Origin of the sequence: Haloplanus sp. XH21, assembly GCF_023276355.1 — an archaeon.
Classification (GTDB): Archaea; Halobacteriota; Halobacteria; order Halobacteriales; family Haloferacaceae; genus Haloplanus; species Haloplanus halobius.
In genome coordinates, this window is record NZ_JALLPL010000001.1 from 1,486,244 (window position 1) to 1,506,883 (window position 20,640).

General features: G+C 63.2%; 21 protein-coding genes. 17 read left to right on the plus strand and 4 right to left on the minus strand.

Annotated elements, in window-relative coordinates; genetic code table 11:
- Positions 1–23 precede the first annotated feature (23 nt).
- The 8 genes from MXB53_RS07630 (at position 24) to MXB53_RS07665 (ending at position 7,691) form a co-directional block, all read left to right on the plus strand.
- On the plus strand, positions 24–257 hold the full coding sequence (locus MXB53_RS07630) for an LSM domain-containing protein (protein WP_248896786.1): 234 nt from the start codon (positions 24–26) through the stop codon (positions 255–257).
- The gene (locus tag MXB53_RS07635) at positions 254–427 is read left to right on the plus strand and encodes a 50S ribosomal protein L37e (protein ID WP_248896787.1); all 174 of its coding nucleotides are present in this window, start codon (positions 254–256) and stop codon (positions 425–427) included. Before MXB53_RS07630 ends, MXB53_RS07635 begins: the two co-directional genes overlap by 4 nt.
- A gap of 181 nt (positions 428–608) precedes the next feature.
- Positions 609–2,051, plus strand: a complete 1,443-nt coding sequence (gene purF / locus MXB53_RS07640; protein ID WP_345779720.1) for an amidophosphoribosyltransferase — start codon at positions 609–611, stop codon at positions 2,049–2,051.
- Between the two features lie 164 nt (positions 2,052–2,215).
- A complete protein-coding gene (locus MXB53_RS07645; RefSeq protein ID WP_248896789.1) occupies positions 2,216–2,782 on the plus strand; it encodes a DoxX family protein in 567 nt (188 codons plus the stop codon).
- 41 nt (positions 2,783–2,823) lie between these two features.
- Positions 2,824–4,593 carry an ATP-binding protein gene (locus tag MXB53_RS07650; protein WP_248896790.1) on the plus strand — a complete coding sequence of 590 codons (1,770 nt, stop codon included), beginning with the start codon at positions 2,824–2,826 and terminating at the stop codon, positions 4,591–4,593.
- Between the two features lie 63 nt (positions 4,594–4,656).
- On the plus strand, positions 4,657–5,718 hold the full coding sequence (locus tag MXB53_RS07655) for a M20/M25/M40 family metallo-hydrolase (protein WP_425601197.1): 1,062 nt from the start codon (positions 4,657–4,659) through the stop codon (positions 5,716–5,718).
- Positions 5,719–5,792: 74 nt separating this feature from the next.
- Entirely contained in the window at positions 5,793–6,281 is a 489-nt protein-coding gene (locus MXB53_RS07660; RefSeq protein WP_248896791.1) for a 50S ribosomal protein L11, read from the plus strand.
- 81 nt (positions 6,282–6,362) lie between these two features.
- A complete protein-coding gene (locus tag MXB53_RS07665) occupies positions 6,363–7,691 on the plus strand; it encodes a nickel pincer cofactor-dependent isomerase, group 22 (RefSeq protein ID WP_248896792.1) in 1,329 nt (442 codons plus the stop codon).
- Between the two features lie 222 nt (positions 7,692–7,913).
- Here MXB53_RS07665 and MXB53_RS07670 read toward each other — a convergent pair whose 3' ends face one another.
- From MXB53_RS07670 to MXB53_RS07680, 3 genes are all read right to left on the minus strand, one after another.
- Positions 7,914–8,201 carry a type II toxin-antitoxin system HicB family antitoxin gene (locus tag MXB53_RS07670; RefSeq protein WP_425601217.1) on the minus strand — a complete coding sequence of 96 codons (288 nt, stop codon included), beginning with the start codon at positions 8,199–8,201 and terminating at the stop codon, positions 7,914–7,916.
- Between the two features lie 167 nt (positions 8,202–8,368).
- Entirely contained in the window at positions 8,369–9,475 is a 1,107-nt protein-coding gene (locus tag MXB53_RS07675) for an NADH:flavin oxidoreductase/NADH oxidase (RefSeq protein ID WP_248896794.1), read from the minus strand.
- A 73-nt stretch (positions 9,476–9,548) separates the two neighbouring features.
- Positions 9,549–10,241: a TOBE domain-containing protein gene (locus MXB53_RS07680; RefSeq protein ID WP_248896795.1), complete on the minus strand. Its 693-nt coding sequence runs from the start codon at positions 10,239–10,241 to the stop codon at positions 9,549–9,551.
- Between the two features lie 97 nt (positions 10,242–10,338).
- On the opposite strand from MXB53_RS07680, the gene MXB53_RS07685 reads away from it, so the two are divergent.
- The 9 genes from MXB53_RS07685 (at position 10,339) to MXB53_RS07725 (ending at position 18,747) form a co-directional block, all read left to right on the plus strand.
- The gene (locus MXB53_RS07685) at positions 10,339–11,409 is read left to right on the plus strand and encodes an extracellular solute-binding protein (protein WP_248896796.1); all 1,071 of its coding nucleotides are present in this window, start codon (positions 10,339–10,341) and stop codon (positions 11,407–11,409) included.
- Positions 11,410–11,462: 53 nt separating this feature from the next.
- Positions 11,463–12,443: an ABC transporter permease gene (locus tag MXB53_RS07690; RefSeq protein WP_248896797.1), complete on the plus strand. Its 981-nt coding sequence runs from the start codon at positions 11,463–11,465 to the stop codon at positions 12,441–12,443.
- Positions 12,440–13,423, plus strand: a complete 984-nt coding sequence (locus tag MXB53_RS07695; protein WP_248896798.1) for an ABC transporter ATP-binding protein — start codon at positions 12,440–12,442, stop codon at positions 13,421–13,423. The genes MXB53_RS07690 and MXB53_RS07695 overlap by 4 nt, the downstream gene beginning before the upstream one ends.
- Positions 13,424–13,540: 117 nt before the next feature.
- Entirely contained in the window at positions 13,541–14,179 is a 639-nt protein-coding gene (locus MXB53_RS07700) for a 50S ribosomal protein L1 (protein ID WP_248896799.1), read from the plus strand.
- Positions 14,176–15,219 (plus strand): 50S ribosomal protein L10, encoded by a 1,044-nt coding sequence (locus MXB53_RS07705; RefSeq protein WP_248896800.1) that lies wholly within the window; start codon positions 14,176–14,178, stop codon positions 15,217–15,219. The genes MXB53_RS07700 and MXB53_RS07705 overlap by 4 nt, the downstream gene beginning before the upstream one ends.
- 15 nt (positions 15,220–15,234) lie before the next feature.
- Positions 15,235–15,576: a 50S ribosomal protein P1 gene (rpl12p, locus tag MXB53_RS07710; RefSeq protein WP_248896801.1), complete on the plus strand. Its 342-nt coding sequence runs from the start codon at positions 15,235–15,237 to the stop codon at positions 15,574–15,576.
- Between the two features lie 100 nt (positions 15,577–15,676).
- The gene (locus MXB53_RS15645) at positions 15,677–16,099 is read left to right on the plus strand and encodes a hypothetical protein (protein WP_283102248.1); all 423 of its coding nucleotides are present in this window, start codon (positions 15,677–15,679) and stop codon (positions 16,097–16,099) included.
- 1,247 nt (positions 16,100–17,346) lie between these two features.
- Positions 17,347–18,177 carry an IS5 family transposase gene (locus MXB53_RS07720; protein WP_089768607.1) on the plus strand — a complete coding sequence of 277 codons (831 nt, stop codon included), beginning with the start codon at positions 17,347–17,349 and terminating at the stop codon, positions 18,175–18,177.
- 33 nt (positions 18,178–18,210) lie between these two features.
- Entirely contained in the window at positions 18,211–18,747 is a 537-nt protein-coding gene (locus MXB53_RS07725) for a hypothetical protein (RefSeq protein WP_345779721.1), read from the plus strand.
- Between the two features lie 212 nt (positions 18,748–18,959).
- Here MXB53_RS07725 and MXB53_RS07730 read toward each other — a convergent pair whose 3' ends face one another.
- Positions 18,960–20,255, minus strand: a complete 1,296-nt coding sequence (locus tag MXB53_RS07730; RefSeq protein WP_248896803.1) for a hypothetical protein — start codon at positions 20,253–20,255, stop codon at positions 18,960–18,962.
- Positions 20,256–20,640: the final 385 nt, after the last annotated feature.

A 20,640-nucleotide genomic window follows, 5' to 3' on the forward strand; every position in this document is an offset into this window, starting at 1 on the left:
TCCGACCGCCGGCGTTTGGTACCATGGGCGGACGACCCCTCGACGTGCTGGAGGCCTCGCTAGACGAAGAAGTGACCGTACACCTCAAGGACGGCCGCGCGTTTTACGGTGCCCTCGGAGGCTACGACCAGCACATGAACGTCGTGCTCGAACCGGCCGACGAGGCCGACGAGGACGTCCTCGGTGAACTGGACGTCGAGCAGATAGACAACACAACGATTATACGCGGCGACAACGTCGTGACGATACGAACATGACGGGAGCAGGCACGCCGTCTCAGGGCAAGAAGAACAAGACGACGCACGTCAAGTGCCGACGCTGCGGCGAGAAATCCTACCATTCGCGAAAGAAGGTCTGCTCGTCGTGTGGCTTCGGCAAGTCGGCCAAACGCCGCGACTACGAGTGGCAGAGCAAGGCCGACGAATAACGCGTCACCAACCGAGTCGCCGCTTTCGGTCCCTACGACTTCTCTCGCGCGACAGGTGCTAACACGCCAGTTTATCCCGACTCGTCGACGCGCAGCCACGCCGTAATAGCGTGGCTTTTTACCCCGCGCCACACTATCAACTGCTATGGCACACGGGCGGGACAACCCTTCCCCGGACGGGATGACCGAGAAGTGTGGCGTCGTGGGCGTTTCCCTCACGGAGCGCGACGCCGCGCGTCCCCTCTATTACTCGCTGTATGCGTTACAGCATCGGGGACAGGAGTCGGCCGGCATCGTGACACACGACGGCTTCCAACAGCACAGTCGCGTCGAGATGGGCCTCGTCGGCGACGTGTTCGACGCCGACGACCTCTCACAGTTGAACGGGCCGACGGGCATCGGGCACGTCCGCTACCCCACCTCGGGAGGCGTCAACGCGTGTTGCGCCCAGCCCTTTTCCGTCTCCTTCAAGTCGGGGTCGCTCGGCCTGGCGCACAACGGCAATCTCGTCAACGCCGGAGAGATCCGGTCCGAACTCGAGGGGCTCGGTCACGCCTTCACCTCCAACGGCGACACCGAGGTCATCGCCCACGACCTCGCGCGCAACCTGCTGGAGGAGGATCTGGTCCGGGCGGTCAAGCGGACGATGGGACGCATCCACGGGTCGTACGCGCTGACCATCATGCACGACGAAACCGTCCTCGGCGTTCGGGATCCGGAGGGCAACCGCCCGCTCTGTATCGGGGAACTCGACGACGGCTACGTCATCGCCTCGGAGTCGGCGGCAATCGACGTCCTCGACGGCGAACTGGTTCGCGACGTGCGGCCGGGCGAACTCGTCGTCCTCGAAGACGACGGCAGCGGCTTCGAATCCTATCAACTGGTCGAACGCGACGACACCGCCCACTGCTTTTTCGAACACGTCTACTTCGCGCGCCCCGACTCCGTCATCGACGACGGCCTCGTCTACGAGGTGCGCCGAAACCTCGGGCGCGAACTCTGGGCGGAGAGCGGCATCGAGACGGACGTGGTAATGCCCGTCCCAGACTCCGGCCGCTCCTTCGCCTCGGGCTACGCCGAGGCCGCGAACGACGACGGCGCCGACGTGGAGTTCGCGGAGGGCCTGATGAAAAACCGGTACGTCGGCCGGACGTTCATCATGCCGACGCAGGACGAACGCGAACGCGCAGTGCGACTCAAACTCAACCCGATCCGGAGCACCGTCGAGGGCAAGACGGTCACTATCATCGACGACAGCATCGTGCGTGGGACGACATCGACGCAGTTGGTCGACCTCATCCGCGAGGCGGGCGCCGAGGAGGTCCACGTCCGCATCGGCGCGCCGCCCATCGTCGCGCCCTGTTACATGGGTATCGACATGGCGAGCCGTGACGAACTCATCGCCGCCGATCAGAGCGTCGACGACATCCGCGAGCACATCGGTGCCGACAGCCTCTCCTATCTCTCCATCGACGCCATCGCCGCCACCCTCGACCGCTCGCGCGGTGATCTCTGTCTCGGCTGTGTGACCGGCGAATACCCCTACGATATCGAGGGCGAACAGACCGATCGCGACGTGACCCGCCCTGCTGTCGGCGGCGAGTCCGCGCCCGCGGACGACTGATACGGATTGCTGTCACTGTTTACCACACCGACTGCCAGACTGCGGGCGATCGGTGTGGAAATGACTCGTAGTAATCCACATGACGGATTCTCACGGGCAGAGAACGGTTCTCAACTCCCGAGAATAGCCCGCGATTTTATTGAATCTGATAGTGTTGGTCGAGTATGGCTAGAAATACGCTCGAATCAACGATCCTCGGACGCGACATCGAGTTCGAATACGCCGAGCACTGGGTCGGTTACTCGCTGTTCTTGCTCCGCCTCGTGATGGGATGGACACTGTTCCAGGGCGGCATCACGAAAGTCGTCACGTATCTGGACGCCGATCCGTCGAACAACTGGACTGCGGCGGGCTATCTCACCAACCTCCCCGAGGGCAACCCGTTCACGACGCTGTTCGCGAGCATGGCGGGCAACCCCCTCATCGACATGCTGAACATGTGGGGGCTGACGCTGACGGGCCTGGCGATCATCCTCGGCGCGTTCCTCCGCTGGAGCGCGTTCTGGGGCGCCGTGATGATGCTGTTCTACTGGCTGGCGTCGCTACAGGGTGGCCTGCTCGCCGGCCTCCCCATCGCCCACGGCTGGGTCGTCGACGACCATCTCGTCTACGTCATCCTCCTGTTCGGCCTCGGCGCGTTCGGGGCCGGGCGCATCCTCGGTGTCGACGCGGTGCTCGAAGACACGAGCGTCGTGCGGAACCACCCCTGGCTCAAATACCTCCTCGGGTAGGCGCCGAAAGGGGTTTGGCCCCCATCCCCGTGGTAGTGGACATGTCCGACCTCGGCGATTTTACGGCGGTCGACCCCGACGACGCGGCGGGGGAGGGAGACGACGGTGACGACTTCGACGACCTGGAGGTCGCCCCGGCGGGGAGCGACCACGGTCTCGGTTCGATTTCCGTCTCCCAGGGCCTCCGCGTCGCGGAGGACGGCGACGACACGGCGCTCAAGGCCTTCGTCACGAGCGACAACCGCGAGTCCGTGCGCCTGGGCAAGTACGTTCTCGTGCCCTACCCCGACGACGAAGCCCTCTTCTGTCGCATCACCGCGCTGGAGTACGCCCAGGAGTTCGAGGCCGACGACGCGACGGAGATTCACGCCCGCCGGGCGATGCGTCGCGACGACTTCACCGAGCGCGACTACAAGTTCGTGGCGACGCTCGACCCCGTGGCCGTCCTGTTCGAAGACGGTGACGAGTTACAGCGGCGGATGACCGACCGCGTGCCGAAACCCGGGGCCGTCGTCGGCGAGGCGACCGACGCCGCGGAGATCAAGACGGGACTGGCCATCCCCGCCGACGGCGTCTTCCTCGGCCACCTCTCCGTCGGCGGCGAGACGGTACGCACCGCGGCGACGCCGCCGACCATCGACTACCGCCTGAAGGACGACTACGCCGACGGCGACCCCCTCGTCTTCCGGCACACCCTCGTCGCCGGCGGCACCGGGTCGGGGAAGACCCACGCCTCGAAGAACGTCCTCCGGCAGTATCTGGACTCGTCGTACGCGATGGACGACGGGCGCGAGGTACAAACGGCAGTGGTCCAGTTCGACCCCCAGGACGAGTACGCCCAGATGCACGACGACAACCCCGACCTCACCGACGACGACCGGCGCCGCCTCGAGCGCGAGGGCATCGCCTACGGCGGCCACGACGACACCGTCGCCCTCGTGCCCGAAGTCGACGGCGCGTCCTACGGCGGTGGCGGCCACCGCGCCGAACAGGTGCCCTTCACCATTCCCTTCCGGATGGTCCGCCGCCGGCCGTGGCTGGTCGCGGGCGCCCGCCTCAACGACAACCAGTATCAGGCGCTCGACTACCTGCTCGGTCGCTTCTTCGACGACTACGGCCCCGACGCCACCTACGATGCGTTCACGACGTATCTCGACGACCCGGCGCTCCGCGAGGAACTCGACGAGTCGGGGCGGGTCCACGAGGCGACGTTCGACGCCGTGCGCCGGCGGGCGCTGGGGAGCGCGTTCAACCGCGTCTTCGATCAGGACGCCCGCTCCGTCACCGACCTCGTGCACGAACTCGTCCGGCCCGGCGGGTTGACCGTCGTGCCGACCTACCACGTCAACGACTCGCGGGCGACGGAACTGGTCGTCCTCGCCGTCGCCAGCCTGCTCGTCGACGAGAAACTGTCGAACGACCCGTCCCACGACCGCATCAAGGAGACGCCGCTGATTGTCGGCATGGACGAGGCCCACAACTTCCTGACGGACGCCGAGAGCGTCCAGGCCCGCAAGGTCATCGGCAAGTTCACCGAGGCGGCCAAGCAGGGCCGGAAGGAACGCCTCGGCCTCTTTCTCATCACGCAGGACCCGCAGGACATCGCGGATTCGGTGTTCAAGCAGGTGAACACGAAGCTCGTGCTCAACCTGGGCGACGAGGACGCCATCGGAAGCGTGAACATCCCGCCGGCGCTCGAAGATAAGGTGCCCTACATGAAACAGGGGCAGATGGTGGTCTACTCGCCGGACAACTCCGAACCGGTCGAACTCACGGGGCTGTCGACGTGTGTGACGCGGCACGGCGATTAAGGGGATCGCTGTACAAGCCGGTGGACGACAACCCCTTTTGCGCACCCCACCCTACCGACAGCCATGTCACTGCAACCGGAACGCCGGGACTTTCTGGACCGACTGCTGGAGACGCCGAGTCCGTCGGGCTTCGAGATCCGCGGGCAACGCGTGTGGCTGGACTACGTCGAGGCGTTCGCCGACGACGTCTGGACCGACGACTACGGCAACGCCGTCGCGGTCCACGAGGGTGGGTCGACCGAACTCGCGCTGACGGGCCACGCCGACGAGGTCGGCTTCATCGTCCGCCGCATCGACGACGACGGCTACGTCCGCATCGGGTCCATCGGCGGCGCGGACCGCACCGTCTCGCAGGGCCAACACGTCACCATCCACGCCGCCGAGCCGGTGTCCGGCGTCATCGGACAGACGGCAATCCACCTGCGCGACACGGGCGACGAGGAGTACGCCGACATCGGCGAGCAGTACGTCGACGTGGGCGCGACCGACCGCGAGGAGGCCGAGTCGCTGGTGTCGGTCGGCGACCCCGTGACGTTCTCGACGACGGTCGAGGACCTCCACGGAACGCGGGTGTCGGCCCGCGGGATGGACAACCGCATCGGCGTCTGGGCGGCCGCCGAGGGGTTGCGCCGCGCGGCCGAGAACGACGTCGACGCGACGGTGTACGCCGTCAGCACGATTCAGGAGGAGGTCGGCCTGCAGGGCGCGCGGATGGTGGGATTCGACCTCGCGCCCGACGCCGTCGTCGCGGTTGACGTAACCCACGCGACGGACTCGCCCGGGGTTCCCGACGAGAAGCGCGGCCCGGTCGAGCTCGGCGACGGACCGGTGGTGTCGCGGGGAAGCGCCAACCACCCAGTGCTGGTCGACCTGGCGCGGTCGGTGGCTAACGACGCCGACATCGACGTGCAGTTACAGGCCGCAGGGAGCCGGACGGGCACCGACGCCGACGCGTTCTACACGTCGAGCGGAGGGATCCCGTCGCTGAACGTCGGGTTGCCGAACCGCTATATGCATACGCCGGTCGAGGTCATCGACGAGAAGGATCTCGCAGCCCTCGCGACGTTGCTGGCGCGGATGGCCGACCGAGCGGGGAGCGTCGACCGGTTCGCGGTCGACCTCTGATCACGTCTGTGGTTGCGAGCCACACCGTGAACCGAAAGAAAACCGTTAAAAGTCGCCCCCGGGTGTGATGAGGTATGGCTGGAACTATCGAAGTGCTCGTCCCCGGTGGCGAGGCCACGCCCGGACCGCCGCTCGGACCCGAACTGGGGCCGACGCCGGTGGACGTGCAGGCCGTCGTACAGGAGATCAACGAGGAGACCGCTGCGTTCGACGGCATGGAAGTCCCCGTCACCGTCGACTACGATGACGACGGCTCGTTCAGCATCGAGGTCGGTGTCCCGCCGACGGCCGAACTCATCAAGGACGAGGCCGGCTTCGAGACGGGCAGCGGCGAACCCCAGGAGAACTTCGTCGCCGACCTCACCGTCGACCAGGTGAAGAAGATCGCGGAGCAGAAGCAGTCGGATCTGCTCGCGTACGACCTCAAGAACGCCGCGAAGGAAGTCGTCGGCACCTGCGTCACGCTCGGTGTCACCATCGAGGGGAACGACCCCCGCGACTTCAAAGAGCGGATCGACGCCGGCGAGTACGACGACCAGTTCGCGGACGAACTGGCGGCGTAACGGGCGGTCTCTCTCTTTCGTGGCGGATTTCGAACACCCGCAAGCCGCGGGTTTCTTTTCCGTTCGCACCAGTTCCTCGGTATGAACGACTCACTCGTCGTCCCCGAAGCAACCATCAGGAACACCGTCGGCGATGGCGCCGTTCCCCGCATGGGCGTCGTCGAACAGCGCTGGGAGACCGATCCGATTCCCGTCGAGGAGGTCGAATCGCGCGCCGTCTCGGCGACGTACGACCTCGATTTCTCCGACACGCCCAAAGGCGGCGAGGTAGCCATCGGCGCCGGTAGTCGCGGCATCGCCAACCTCGCGGCCATCGTTCGGGGGGTCGTCTCGGGCGTCCGCGAACAGGGCTACGATCCCTTCGTGTTCCCCGCGATGGGGAGCCACGGCGGGGCGACTGCCGAGGGACAGCGCGACAAACTCAACACGCTCGGCGTCACGGAGGAGAGCGTCGGCTGTGAGATTCGGGCGACGATGGAGGTCGAGACGGTGGGCGAGACGCCCGACCGCGGGGTGCCGGTCTTCGCCGACGCCAACGCCGTCGCCGCCGACGCCATCGTGATGGTGAACCGCATCAAACCTCACACCGACTTCAGCGGCGAGGTGGAGAGCGGCCTCTCGAAGATGCTCGTCATCGGCATGGGGAAACAGCGCGGCGCGAAGATGGCCCACGACTGGGCCGTCGACTGGAGCCTGCGGAACATGCTGCCCGAAATCGCCGAGTTGCTACTCGAACGGCTCCCGGTCGCCGGCGGCGTCGCCATCGTCGAGGACGAACACGACGACACCACGCTCATCGAAGGCGTACCCGCCTCGGGCTTTCTGAAGCGCGAGCGCGAACTGCTGGAGATGGCCCACGACCGCATGCCGAAACTCCCCTTCGACGACCTGGACGTCCTCGTCGTCGATCAGATCGGCAAGGACATCAGCGGCCAGGGGATGGACACGAACGTCACGGGGCGGCGCCACTTCACGATCAACGAACCCGAACCCGAGTCGCCGGAGGTGAAACGCATCTATCTCCGCGGCCTGACCGAGAAGACGAAGGGCAACGCGATGGGGATGGGGCAGGCGGATTTCGTCCACCAGGACGTGAAGGCGAACCTGGACTGGCCGAAAGCGGTCATCAACGCCATCACGGCGAGCACCGTCCGTGGCGTTCGCCTGCCGCCAGTGGTCGAGAACGACCGCGCGGGACTGCTCGGCGCGCTCGGCACCATCGGCCCCGTCGCCGGCGACGAGGCGCGCGTCCTGCGGGTGACGGACACGATGCGCCTCGAACGGTGTTACGCGTCGGCGCCGCTGATCGAGGACGCACGGGAGCGCGACGACCTCCGCGTCGTGACCGAACCGGAGGAGCTGGAATTCGACGGTTCGGGCGAGTTCGCCGCGCCGTCGCCGGATCTGTAATTGGAGAGAACGTCGGCTCATTGAGACCAGTAGCAGCGGATATTTGCTGCCCTGTTGCGGCGACTACAGCGGTCACCGTTCGGGTAGCGGTGCCCTCGTGGGACGCTGGTGGGTCCCATCGCAGAATCAGATGGTCACCCGTGGTCCGGACGTGCTGAAAGCCACCGATGTTCACCAGCACTTTGTATACGTCTTCACCCGAGAAGTCCCGCGCCACCATCGTTACTGCAGCACGTCGGGGAGCTCGTCGACTTGCGACCGCGCGCTCTCGGGATCGACACCGAGGTCACGAATCTCGTCGTCGGTTGGGGAGTGACCACCGTCGCTCTCCACCGCCTCGACGACAGCGTCGAGATTTTCGAGTGCAGCAGTGCGACTCTCGCCCTGTGCCGTCACCCCGACACGGAGATCACGAGCCGTCCACTGTCCGTCCGGATTCTTCAGCAATCGGATTTCCCTATCAGGAGCGTCTGAATCGCCCGGATCTGTCGTGCCATATAGGGAAACTATCGACCGCGAGCGAACGGAGTGAGCGAGCGGGCCAAGGAGGCCCCGAAGGGGCCGACGCAGGCTTTTGATCGAGCGTTTGCCAGCGGGGAGCCGAAGGCTCCGAGCGCAGCAAAAGGTCGATGCTCGTCGAATCGGTCCGGCAAGCATCGTCGCTGACTGCCGATCGGTTAGAACGCGCGGTCGTACTGGACGGGCACCTCGATGCCCTCCGCGTCCATCCGGTCGAGTTTCCGGGCGGCGTGGAGCGCGAAGTAGGGGTCACGGAGATGCTCGCGGCCGACGATGGCGAGGTCGCCGCGGCCGTTACGGACGAGCGCATCGGCCTGTTCGGCGGTGGTGATGCCGCCGACGGTGCCGACGGCGATGGACTCCGCCGACTCCTGTCGCACCCGTCGCGCGTAGCGCTCCTGATACCCCGGGCCGGTCGAGGGGATCTGTTGATCGGGGTGGATCCCGCCGGCGCTCACGTCGATCAGATCGACGCCGAGGGGAGCGAGACGGTCGGCCAGGCGGACGGAGTCGTCGACGGTCCACGACTCGCGGTCGGGGAGCCAGTCGGTCGCCGAGATGCGCACGAACAGGGGGTCGTCCTCGGGCCACACGTCCCGGACGGCGGTGGCGACGTCGCGAAGCAGGCGGGTCCGGCCCTCGAAGTCGCCGCCGTAGTCGTCGGATCGCCCGTTGGTCACGGGCGAGAGGAACTCGTGGAGGAGGTAGCCGTGGGCGGCGTGGAGTTCGGCGACTTGGAAGCCGGCGTCGCGGGCGCGTTCGGCCGCAGCGACGAAGGCGTCGATCACGTCGTCGATGTCGTCCTGGGTCATTGCGCGCGTCGCCGTCTCGCCGTCCTGGTAGGGCCAGGGGTCGGCGCTGGGCGCGATTGTCTCCCAGCCGTCCTCGGCGTCGGCCGGAATGGGCTCGCTTCCCTCCCAGGGCCGGGTCTTGGAGGCCTTCCGCCCGGCGTGGGCGAGCTGGATGCCGGGGACGCTCCCCTGGTCGCGGATGGACTGCGTAATCCCGTCGAGCGCGTCGGCGTGGGCGTCGCTCCAGATGCCGAGGTCGTGGGGCGTGATGCGTCCCCGGGCCTCGACGGCCGTCGCCTCGGTCATGACGAGGCCCGCACCGCCGACGGCACGGCTGGCGAGGTGGGTGTGATGCCAGTCGGTCGGAAGGCCGTCCGTGTCCTCACAGGAGTACTGGCACATCGGGGAGACCATCACGCGGTTGGGAATCTCGGTGCCACGGAGTTCGAGTGGCGTAAACAGGTCGGCTGACACGGGTTCGGATTCGACGCCGCGGGCGATACACCTGTCGGAACCGGCGGAGGAGTCGGGTTCCGACGGCGTGGGCCTACCGTGCCGCCGGCACACCCCGCGTGGCCGTTGCCTTGAACGACGCGACGACGGCCGTGCCGGGCCGGAGGTCCAGTTTCTCGACGCTGGCGTCGGTGACGAGAGCCGACAGCGACACACCACCGCCGATGTCGACGGTGACGAGTGCGACCGACTCGCCAGCGTCGATGTCGCTGACCGTCCCTTCGAGTCTGTTGCGGGCGCTGGTTCGGTCCGCACTGGGCGACTCCGTGGGTGACTGGAGCGTCACCGCGTCCGCCCGGAGCGTGAGCCGCACCGATTCACCGCCTTCGGGCACCAGCGCTCGCACGGTGCTGGCGGCCGTCTCGACGGTCGCGAGTTCCCCGTCGCGGTCGACGACCCGCCCCGACAGGACGGTTTCGGCCGTTTCGGCGACGCCGGTGAACTCCGCGCGCAACCGGTCGTACTGCGAGAGGAGGGTGCGCGCTCGATCGGCCAACTGACTGCCGCCACCGCCGGACCCGCCGCGGGTGCGCGTGACCAGTTCACCGAACGCCGCCTCCAGTTCGACGATGCGCTGCTGGGCCCGTGAGTAGGACCGACCGAGCGCCGTCGCGGCGGCGTTGATCGATCCGTGGTCGTCGATCGCCCGGAGCAGTTCCACGTCCCGTTCGGTGAGGGTCACGTCGCCGTGGCCGATACGGGCGTCGAACTCGGTCGAAAACTCCATGGGTGGCGTTGGATGGGCGGGACAAAAGGCGTTGTCGTGACGTCGGCCGAGACCCAAACCATTATGTCCTAAAAATAATAACGCCGTTATGCTCACCATGAAACAACGCGCGCAGTACGAGCACTGGCAGGACGTCGGTCGGAGCCGGTCACGACGAGACGTGCTGAAAGGAATCGGTGCGGCCGGCGCGGCCGGCATGGCTGGACTCGCTGGCTGCTCCGGTGCCGGTGGCAGTAGCGACGGGGGTTCTGGCGGGTCGGCAGGTGGGTCGATGACCATCTTCCACGCCGGGAGTCTCGCCCCGCCGTTCAGCGCGGCCGAACCCCCGTTCGAGGAGGAGACGGGCATCGACGTGAACCGCGAGCCGAAGGGCTCCGTCGCGTCGACACAGAAAATCACCCAGCAGGGCCGGTCGGCCGACGTGCTCGGTGTCTCCGACTTCCGGCTTATTCGTGACCGCGTAGTCCCCGACTACGGCGACTGGTACACCATCTTCACGACCAACTCGATGTCGATTCAGTATCGCGAGGACTCGCCGGGCGCGGACGAGATCTCGAAGGACAACTGGTGGGAGATCCTGTCGCGCGACGACGTGACTATCGGCCACTCTGACCCGGCGGTCGACCCTGGTGGATACCGGGCCGTGATGACCCAGCAGTTGGGGAAGGAGAGCTTCGAAGGAAGCGCCCTCTACGACCAGGCCACCTACGAGAAGATCCGCGAGAACTCGACGGTGCCGACGGGCACCGAGACGAAACTCAAAGGGCAACTGGAGTCCGGTGCGCTGGACTACGCCTTCTACTACCAGTCCATCTCCAGCACGTCGGATATGCCCTTCATCGACCTGCCGTCACAAGTCGACCTCTCGATGGCGACCAGCAAGTACGCCGAACATTACGCGAAGGCGGAAGTCGAAACCAGCAGCGGCACGTTCACCGGCGCGCCCATCGCCTACGGGATGACCGTGCCGAGCGTCGCCGAGAACCCCGAGAACGGCGCCCGATGGGCCGAGTACTTCGGCTCCGATGCAGGTCGTCAGTTCCTCGAACAGAAGGGTCTCGTCCCGGTCGACCCCATCGTCGTCCCCCAGAGCGGACAGGACGCCGTGCCGGACAACGTGATGGAAGTCGCCACCGCAAAGAGCAGTCTCGGCCCGCTCGAACTGTAACGGGGGCTGTTGCTCCGATACACCTATGTTTCTAAGAGGGAATAACGATACCAATGGCTACGAGTACTGAAACACGGTTCTCCCTGGACGGCTTCGGACGAGCGTCGCTAGCGGCGACGTTCATCGCCGTCCAGGTGCTCGCGTTCGCGGCGACGTACGCCATCGGGCGCCCGACCTGGTACGCCTTCTTCATGATCGGGAGTACGGCGGTCACGGCGTACGTCTTCGACGGCGACCGCTTCACCGTCGGCGTGGCGACGATGGGAAGCGTGCTGATGGTTGCGCTCGGACTCCCCCTGTTCCTGTTCGTCGCCCGCCAGCAGCCCTCGATCATCGTCAAGAAAGCGCTCAACCCCGATGTCCATCGGATGCTCTATCTCGGCATCTATGGTCCACTCCTGGCGGCCGTCGTCAGTTTGCTCTTCGGCGTCCCCCTTGCACATCTGTTCGCCGAAGGCTTCGCCGGCCAGCAGCTGGTCGAGAGTCTCGTTGACCTACCACTGGTTGTCCCGCACAGCGTCGCGGGCATCATCATCCTCTTCGGTTTCGGGGCCGGCGGCGCGTTTCCGAACGTCTCCGTCCTCGGGAGCATGATCGGGATGGTGCTGGCGATGACGTTCGTGAGCGCTCCCTACGCCGTCAACGCCACGCGCGAGGCGTTCGAGTCCATCAACGACCGCCTCGAATACGCCTCGCGCATCCACGGTGCGAGTCGGTGGGACACGTTCCGCCGGGTGACTGCTCCGCTCGCGGTTCGGGGGATCGTCACCGGCGGTGTCCTCGCCTGGGCTCGCGCAGTCTCTGAGTTCGGCGCCGTCGCCGTCGTCGCCTACTCCGTCTCTTTCTTCTATCCGCCGGCAGGCGGCGAGGTGACTGCCCAGCACGCCCCCGTGTTCGTCTACGGCACGTACCTGCAGGGAGGACTCGCGGAGAGCGGTGCCGTCGCGTTCATCCTGCTTTCGGTGTCCGCTCTCATCTTCCTCCTCATCCGATATCTCACCAGCGGCAGTTCGACGACGGGTGGGATCGTATGAGCCTCCACGCCGACGTGTCGGCGACGTTCACCGCCGACGGGACGGATTCATTCCACGTCGACGCCGAGTTCGAGGTGGAACGGGGCGAGAGTCTCGTCATCCTCGGCCCGAGCGGGAGCGGCAAGACGCTCCTGCTCGAAACCGTCGCGGGCTTTCACTCCCACGATGGTCCCGTCACACTCGACGGTCGGCGGGTGAGCGACACACCGCCCGAACAGCGTAACTTCGGCTTCGTCTTTCAGGACTACGCGCTCTTCCCGCATATGACCGTCCGCGAGAACGTCGACTTCGGGAGTCGTTATCACGACGACACCCGCGACCCGGACGACCTGCTCGCGGAACTCGGTGTTAGTGACCTGGCCGACCGCTACCCGCCGACGCTCTCCGGCGGCGAGCAACAACGAGTCGCGCTCGCCCGTGCGCTGGCGATCCGCCCTGAGGTCATGCTGCTCGACGAACCGCTGGCGGCCCTCGACGTACCGACGCGACAGGCCCTCCGCGACGATCTGGCGGACGTCTTGGCCGACGTGACGGCCGTCTACGTCACTCACAACCGGACGACGGCGCGCGCAATCGCGGATCGAATCGTGGTGATGAACGGGGGGCAGGTCGTTCAGGTAGGGACCCCTGAGGAGATATTCGAGCGCCCGTCGTCACGGATGGTAGCCCGTTTCACCGGGGCGAACTGTATCGGCCTGAGCGACGCCCCGTCGCTTCGGGACGCACTCGATATGTCCGGCACCGTCGCCATCCGCCCCGAAGCGGTTCGACTCGGCGACGACGGAGACGTGCGGGGCACTGTCGAGCGTATCGTCCGCGAGGACGCCACCAACCGCGTGACCGTCGCCGTCGACGACGTGCAAGTAGAGGTGTTCTCCGACCGCTCGCTCGTTGACGGCGACCCCGTGTGGCTCACGATTCCCTCGGAGCAAGTCCACGTCTGTGACGCTGGCCAGACGGCGGAGCCACCCGCTACATGACCCGTCTGTCGACGCTTCGACGGGTTTAAGTCCGACATTCCCGTCGTTCCGGTGAGACAGGCCCACGCCTGTTTCACTGACCCGTAGGAGCGTTTACGCGTACTACGGAGGTGAAAGATGGCAGATACAATAGAAGAAGCAGTCTCTCGCGCACTCGACGAGGCACCGCCGCGGAACTTCCGCGAGACGGTCGACCTCGCCGTGAATCTGCGCGACTTAGATCTCAACGACCCGTCGAATCGCGTCGACGAGAGCGTCGTCCTGCCGGCCGGTACCGGCCAGGAAACGCAGATCGTCGTCTTTGCTACCGGTGAGACCGCCCTTCGTGCCGAAGACGCCGCCGACGAGGTCCTCAGTCCCGACGAACTCGAGGAGCTCGGCGACGACGACGACGCCGCGAAGGATCTCGCCGACGAAACAGACTTCTTCATCGCCGAGGCGTCGATGATGCAGGATATCGGTCGCTATCTCGGGACCGTCCTCGGGCCGCGCGGCAAGATGCCGACGCCGCTCCAGCCCGACGACGACGTCGTCGAGACGGTGAACCGGATGAAAAACACGGTCCAGCTCCGAAGCCGTGACCGACGCACGTTCCACACGCGCGTCGGCGCGGAGGACATGTCCGCCGACGAAATCTCGGACAACATCGACGTCATCATCCGCCGCCTCGAGGCCGCTCTGGAGAAGGGCCCGCTCAACATCGACTCCGTCTACGTCAAGACGACGATGGGGCCCTCCGTGGAGGTGGAGGCATGAGCGAAAGCGAGAGCGTGCGACGCACCGAGACGATTCCGCAGTGGAAACAGGAGGAGGTCGACGAACTCGTCGACTTCATCGAGAGCTACACGAGCGTCGGAATCGTCGGCGTCGCCGGCATTCCGAGCCGCCAGCTCCAGAACATGCGCCGCGACCTGCACGGCAGCGCCGACGTGCGGATGAGCCGCAACACGCTCCTCCGCCGCGCGCTGGACGAGGTCGACGAGGGCTACGAACAGCTCTCCGGCTACGTCTACAACCAGGTCGCGCTCATCGGGACCAACGACAACCCGTTCGGACTCTTCCAGCAACTCGAGGCGTCGAAGACGCCGGCCCCCATCAACGCGGGCGAGGTTGCCCCGAACGACATCGTCATCCCCGAGGGCGACACGGGCGTCGACCCCGGTCCCTTCGTCGGCGAACTCCAGCAGGTGGGCGCGGAAGCCCGCATCATGGAGGGGTCGATCCAGGTCACCGCGGACTCGACGGTGCTCGAAGCCGGCGAAGCGGTCAGCACCGAACTCGCCAACGTGCTCGGCGAACTGGGTATCGAACCCAAGGAAGTCGGTCTCGACCTGCGCGCCGTCTTCTCCGAGGGCGTCCTGTTCGAACCCGACGAGCTCGCCATCGACGTCGACGAGTACCGCGCCGACATCGAGTCGGCCGCGGCCGCCGCGCGCAACCTCTCGGTCAACGCGTCCTACCCGACCGCCCGCACCGCGGGCACGCTGCTGGCCAAGGCGGCTGGCAACGCCAAGTCGGTCGGCCTCTTCGCGGCCATCGAGGACCCGGATCTGATGCCGGACCTCGTGTCCCAGGCCGACAGCCAGGTTCGCGCCCTCGCGGCACAGATCGACGACGACGAGGCGCTCCCGGAGGAACTGCGCGGCGTGGAAGCGCCCGCGGCGCCGGCCGAGGAGACCGAAGAGGAATCGAGCGACGAAGCGGAAGACACTGAGGCCGAACCCGACACCGACACCGACGACGAGGACGACGACGACGGCGACGGTGCCGAGGGCCTCGGCCAGATGTTCGGCTAACGGAGACACAAGACAATGGAATACGTTTACGCAGCACTCATCCTGAACGAGACGGACGAAGAGATCAACGAAGACAACGTGACCGCGGTGCTCGAAGCCGCCGGCGTCGACGTGGAGCAGTCCCGCGTCAAAGCGCTGGTCGCCGCCCTCGAGGATGTCGACATCGAGGACGCCATCGAGACGGCCGCCGCCGCACCCGCCGCGGGTGCCGCCGCCGGCGCTTCCGGTGGCGCCGACGAAGAGGCCGAGGAAGGCGCCGAGGAAGAGGAAGCCGCCGAAGAAGAGGAAGCCGCCGAGGAAGAAGAAGAAGAGGACGAAGAGGCCAGCGGCGAAGGCCTCGGCGAACTCTTCGGCTAATCGCGGTCCACCCACCACTCGACTTTTTTCGCCCCACTGCGCCGCCAGCGACGTGGCTCGCCCGAGGCTTCAAGCGTGGTGACGCGGCCATCCCTGCGGGATGCTCTCGACCGTCGGCGCGACGACGCTCGGCTACGCCGCCGTCGGCGTCGGTCTCGGCACGCTCAGCGGGCTGACGCCCGGTCTCCACGCAAACAACTTCGCCCTGTTGCTCGCGTCCGTCGTGCCGTCGCTGCCGTCTGTCGATTTTGGAGGTATTGTTACCCCGAGTCGACAGTCACACATGGTGGCGAAGGTGGGTGGCCGCTGTCCGTCGGTTGGCAGTAACAACTTGCTCTGTGAAAAGAGTGATGACCATCCACACGCCTCGACAAGTAGTCAGTATCTCATCTCGTTAGGATCAGATACACACCTTAGCGGGGATATGCTGTTTCACGATTACGCTCCACGAGAGACCTACTATACTGAATTGAACACTGTGGAGTGGGGCGGAACCTCTCAGTATTCGCTCATATTGGAGTAACCTTATTGAGGTAGAGTTCTATGCCTAAGATAGAGGGTTTTCGAGGAAACCTACGAGGTACACTCGAACACGCAACCCTGTGGCAGAGGGCTTCGCCACAAGCGTATACTGCTGTACTTGTAGTGTAGTTCTCTACTTGTGAACCGCGGTCTCGTGTGGGGATAATGGGTGGTTTTGGAGATCGATTGGTCGCTACGTAGAGCATCCCCAGTGGAGTGAGAACCGTGTAGTGTCGTTTTCTATTCCCTTGAGCAATCTGTAAGGGGTATTGGTCGTCTTTGAATCCAATCTCTCTAAAAGTGCTATACTGGCATCTGTGTACACCTAACGACTACATTAATTCTACTACTTTGTGGCAAGATTTTAAGTAGTATGGGTGATAATAGTTGATCAAGACACGACTACGCCTGAGGAATCCATAGAAACCTACGTGATACTTCGTGGTTTCCTCAAAAGGGGGAGAAAGGTACACTGCTGACACAGTGTAGGGGATGGACCGTGGGGTTGGTCCTACTTATCATTTGTACCCCTTCTGTCATAAACCTTTCCTCCTGAAAAGGGTTCAAAGTGACGTTTGGCGGCGTCCCGTGTCTATATGAATGAAATCGGACACGAGGGAGAACGATAGTGAGGGGCCGTTTACGATTGAACAAGCGAAGGAGGCCAAGCGACGGGCGGGAGTCGGGGATGACTATGCAGATTTTCAGAAAAAGAATTCCCCTTCTCAGTCAGAACCTGCCGACCCAGTCAAGATAGATCACGAAACCCGACGAGATACACGGATAGCTCACCCATCCTACGACGCCAGGAAGTTGCCTAAGCCTCTCGTTGAATGTGGGTGTGGGGAGTGTCCCGATGCGGCGGATCCGTTGGCTGGTGAGAATGAGATATGGCGAGACTGTTTGTGGGCGGCCGAGCAGTGTCCAAATCCCCAACCGTTGACGGTGGAGCGAGCGGCTGAGGCATACGTCACATACCAGAAAGCCCTCTGGAACCATCCTAATAGAACAAGCCGCTACGAACGAATACGGACCCAACACGGACAGTTACTCGGCGGGGCACGGGATGTTTGGGAGCAGTACGATGACCCGACGATACTGTTTTGTTCGCTCCGTCTATCTCCGATAGAGATTCAAAACGGCCAACGTCGCTGGATTGAACCCATCAAACGGCTGTGTTGAATCGCCATACGGCAGCGAGGTAGGCCGCTAAATCAAAGGAGTTGAAGCGGGAGAGTTCCGTTGACCATGACGCAAATCTCCCGCTTCATCGGGGAGGTTGTACCGGTTGCTCAAAGAGTTACTGGCGATGGAGGCGAATCCGCCGCCCCAGAAGGTGGCGGCGGATTCGCCGACTATGCACTCGTTTCCCTTCACTGTCTGCGGATTTACCTCGATTCGTCGTACCGCATGACGATCGACCTGCTCAAAGAGATGCCACAAATAATCGGGGAGATCGGCCTCAACGCGGCCGATCTCCCCGCGCCGTCCACGTTGTGTAAGGCGTTCGACCGGATCAGTATGAGCGTCTGTCGAGTGCTGCTGCGCCAGTCGGCGCAGCTGCACGATCTCTCTGAACACGCCGCGATCGACGCCACGTTCTACGACCGCTCACCAGCCAGCCGCCACTACTGCCAGCGAATCAGCTACCGCGTTCAGAAGCTCAAAGTCACGAAACTCGTCGATACAGCGTCTCAAGCCGTCCTTGACGTCCACTGCTCTACAAATCGGAAAGGGAGCGACGCAGACCTTGCCGAGCAGATCGCCCGCCGAAATGCGGGCGATCTGCGGTCTCTTGCGGCCGATAAAGGCTATGACAAGCAATCGCTTCGTGAAGGATTACGCGACCTCGGGATCAGACCGCTGATCAAACACCGCATCTTCGCAGCGTACGACCACGCACACAACGCCAGAATCGACGATAACCGCTACAATCAGCGCTCTATGACTGAAACTGTGAACTCGGCTGTGAAGCGCTCGCTCGGCTTCGCCGTGCGAGCGCGCTCATGGTTTCGTGAGTTCCGCGAAATCGCGCTGATGTGTGTCGTCTATAACATCAAGCGCTTCGTCAAACAGTGAATCTCTACGCCTTACAGCGATTCAACACAGCCCATCAAACTCAATGAGCGGCTCCATGATTCATGGTCGAACGTGTACGGCACAATGAAGTACCAGCTTCAAGGCTACGACTACGAATACATCGCTATTACTGCATCGACTGACAGTGCAGCAACGCCTCACACTCATCTCTTGATATGGGCCGACGATCCCGACAACGAGGTGTCTATCGGCGTGGCCCACTCAATCGTTCAAAGCCATGTTAACAATACGAAGGGTGCGTATGAGAAGGACCATCCAGTGCAGAAAGGGCAGAAAGATGCAGGGGTGGTGTTCCATGACCCGCCACGAGTCCTGATTGACGACGAAACTGCCCTGGAGGTATTCAAAACGCGGGGCAGAGAGGGCTTCCCGCTTGTGTCACCGATGCTGAAATACATGGCCCACCAACGACCTCACTGGGTGCTTAGGAACGTCTTTGATGGAGAGAGTGATGTCCACGCGGATTCTGTCGACGTTGAAGGTGCCGCGGTTGAGTGGGCCTGTAATCACCACTGGATCAAATCAAGCGACGCTATCGAACTATCGTAGTTATTCCGTTGAAGGGGTGATCCGAACTCCGCGCAGTTCACTATGGGAATATTCACAAAATCAGTGTGACAGGGTCATCACCCCACCCCTGACACACCTGATATATCAGCCAGTCTCTCGCATGGTACGTCCTCCCGTGCGGAAATTCAGGGAGAACCTGTATCGGGTAGGGGCGGCGACCCCCTGAACCCCATTACTCCGTCAAATGGGGATTACGCCTCACTCTCCCAACTGTCTATGATGGTAATGTCGTCGTCTCCAACGTGGACACCGACGTTCAATTCAGTGGAGGACATCTCATCTCCAGTCCGAATCTTGTGGTGGACACGACTGACTTCGTAGGTGATCGACTCATCGGACGCTGACACTCGCTCGTTGCACGTAGGACGTGCTTCTACGGTGTCGAAGGGAGCAATAGGCCCTCGCAGTAGTGTTTGCATCGTCCCCTCAGTAGTGCCTTCTATGGCCTGTTTGAGCAGACTCTTGGCCTCATTCCCAACTTCCTCTTTGCTCAATGCACCTGTTTTCGTTTCGGTGTTAGCGTGTAGCTCTCGTTGACCTGCACGTCGGTACAGAGGTTTGTGACGTGCTTTTGCTGTCGTGAACGTATCAGTAGGGGAGTTGATCTCCAGTGGTCCTACGGAGAACTGTGATTCCTTCGCACCGCCTTTGACGACCTTTGTGTTGACTGGGCGTAGTTCTACGAGGGCGTCGTTGTTGACGATCTGGGTATCGCCACCGAGATAGTGAGCCTCGTGGCGTTGTTTCGCCCCTCGTGCAACGACGAGTCCGACTCCCTCATCGGTTGGAGTAAGCCATATTTCCACGTTACTCTTGTCTTTCAGCCATGAGGCGACATCAGCCAAGGTGTCTCTGTTCGCTTGGAATGTGTGGGGAGTATGGATATTGTCCGTTAGTGAAGCAACGAGATCACTGAATATCCGCGCTATTGGAAACGCATAGTCAGACGGACTCGCGTCGTCATTCGCAGATTCGACGTTACGAACGGTGTCACCTTCCTGAACGACATCTTCCAAGGTTTCAAGGAATACAACAGGGAAGGGAAGTTTCTCGTTGAGGTTCTCTGTGATATATGTCGCTACGTCCGTGATTGTGGCGTCAGTAAATCGCTTGCTCGCAGGGATGTTATCAAGAAGATGTCCAGGCCCTTGGGCACGGAATCGCCACCGTTGTTCAGGCTCGTTTGAACTGTTCCCAACGCCTGTTACATAGCCGCGGAATACGGTGGTGTAACGCTCCGTCTCGTAATCCCGAACGTCGAGACGGACAACGTCGAAGCCGTCCTGGTCCTCGGGTGCTAACCCATTGAAGGCATCAGTATAGTTTCCCCCACGGAACGGTGAGGCAAATTCTCCTTCGACGTATCGGGTGAAATCCAGATTCCCTTCTTTGCGGAGGTGGCAATCGACGTTGCCCGCAGGGAGTCGTGTCCCATTCACGTAGATGCGGCTATCTGTTGGAGTATCGGGGGCGTGTGATTCGACCATCTATTCACCACCCTCCGTATTGATGCGTCCAATCACGCTACCGTCATCCCCTACGATTCGACCACACTGGAGAACGATTGAATCCTCGGAGACATCATCAGGGTCGATCAATTCGTCGTCCGTCATTCCCGTCCCCCGACGTATTGGTATTGATGGTCAGCAACTTCCTCGAATAGATCCTTGTGCTGTTCGACGTACTCAGAAGCAAGGATCCGAACGACAACCGACTCTGGGTTCGGAATATCCTCATCGGCTTCATCCTCGATATGGCGTCCAATCTCTCGGACTGTGGAGGCAATACGACTCGGAACGCGAAGGGAATTCATGTCTTTTGTCCGCATATTGAAGTGTGTATTTTATTGGGTTATTGAAATGAACGACCACG

Excerpts from the sequence above, each read along its gene's own strand:
- MXB53_RS07630 (WP_248896786.1), top strand. The coding sequence starts at position 24 with ATGGGCGGACGACCCCTCGACGTGCTGGAGGCCTCGCTAGACGAAGAA.
- MXB53_RS07635 (WP_248896787.1), top strand. The coding sequence starts at position 254 with ATGACGGGAGCAGGCACGCCGTCTCAGGGCAAGAAGAACAAGACGACG.
- purF (WP_345779720.1), top strand. The coding sequence starts at position 609 with ATGACCGAGAAGTGTGGCGTCGTGGGCGTTTCCCTCACGGAGCGCGAC.
- MXB53_RS07645 (WP_248896789.1), top strand. The coding sequence starts at position 2,216 with ATGGCTAGAAATACGCTCGAATCAACGATCCTCGGACGCGACATCGAG.
- MXB53_RS07650 (WP_248896790.1), top strand. The coding sequence starts at position 2,824 with ATGTCCGACCTCGGCGATTTTACGGCGGTCGACCCCGACGACGCGGCG.
- MXB53_RS07655 (WP_425601197.1), top strand. The coding sequence starts at position 4,657 with ATGTCACTGCAACCGGAACGCCGGGACTTTCTGGACCGACTGCTGGAG.
- MXB53_RS07660 (WP_248896791.1), top strand. The coding sequence starts at position 5,793 with ATGGCTGGAACTATCGAAGTGCTCGTCCCCGGTGGCGAGGCCACGCCC.
- MXB53_RS07665 (WP_248896792.1), top strand. The coding sequence starts at position 6,363 with ATGAACGACTCACTCGTCGTCCCCGAAGCAACCATCAGGAACACCGTC.
- MXB53_RS07680 (WP_248896795.1), bottom strand. The coding sequence starts at position 10,241 with ATGGAGTTTTCGACCGAGTTCGACGCCCGTATCGGCCACGGCGACGTG.
- MXB53_RS07685 (WP_248896796.1), top strand. The coding sequence starts at position 10,339 with ATGAAACAACGCGCGCAGTACGAGCACTGGCAGGACGTCGGTCGGAGC.
- MXB53_RS07690 (WP_248896797.1), top strand. The coding sequence starts at position 11,463 with ATGGCTACGAGTACTGAAACACGGTTCTCCCTGGACGGCTTCGGACGA.
- MXB53_RS07695 (WP_248896798.1), top strand. The coding sequence starts at position 12,440 with ATGAGCCTCCACGCCGACGTGTCGGCGACGTTCACCGCCGACGGGACG.
- MXB53_RS07700 (WP_248896799.1), top strand. The coding sequence starts at position 13,541 with ATGGCAGATACAATAGAAGAAGCAGTCTCTCGCGCACTCGACGAGGCA.
- MXB53_RS07705 (WP_248896800.1), top strand. The coding sequence starts at position 14,176 with ATGAGCGAAAGCGAGAGCGTGCGACGCACCGAGACGATTCCGCAGTGG.
- rpl12p (WP_248896801.1), top strand. The coding sequence starts at position 15,235 with ATGGAATACGTTTACGCAGCACTCATCCTGAACGAGACGGACGAAGAG.
- MXB53_RS15645 (WP_283102248.1), top strand. The coding sequence starts at position 15,677 with ATGCTCTCGACCGTCGGCGCGACGACGCTCGGCTACGCCGCCGTCGGC.
- MXB53_RS07720 (WP_089768607.1), top strand. The coding sequence starts at position 17,347 with ATGACGCAAATCTCCCGCTTCATCGGGGAGGTTGTACCGGTTGCTCAA.
- MXB53_RS07730 (WP_248896803.1), bottom strand. The coding sequence starts at position 20,255 with ATGGTCGAATCACACGCCCCCGATACTCCAACAGATAGCCGCATCTAC.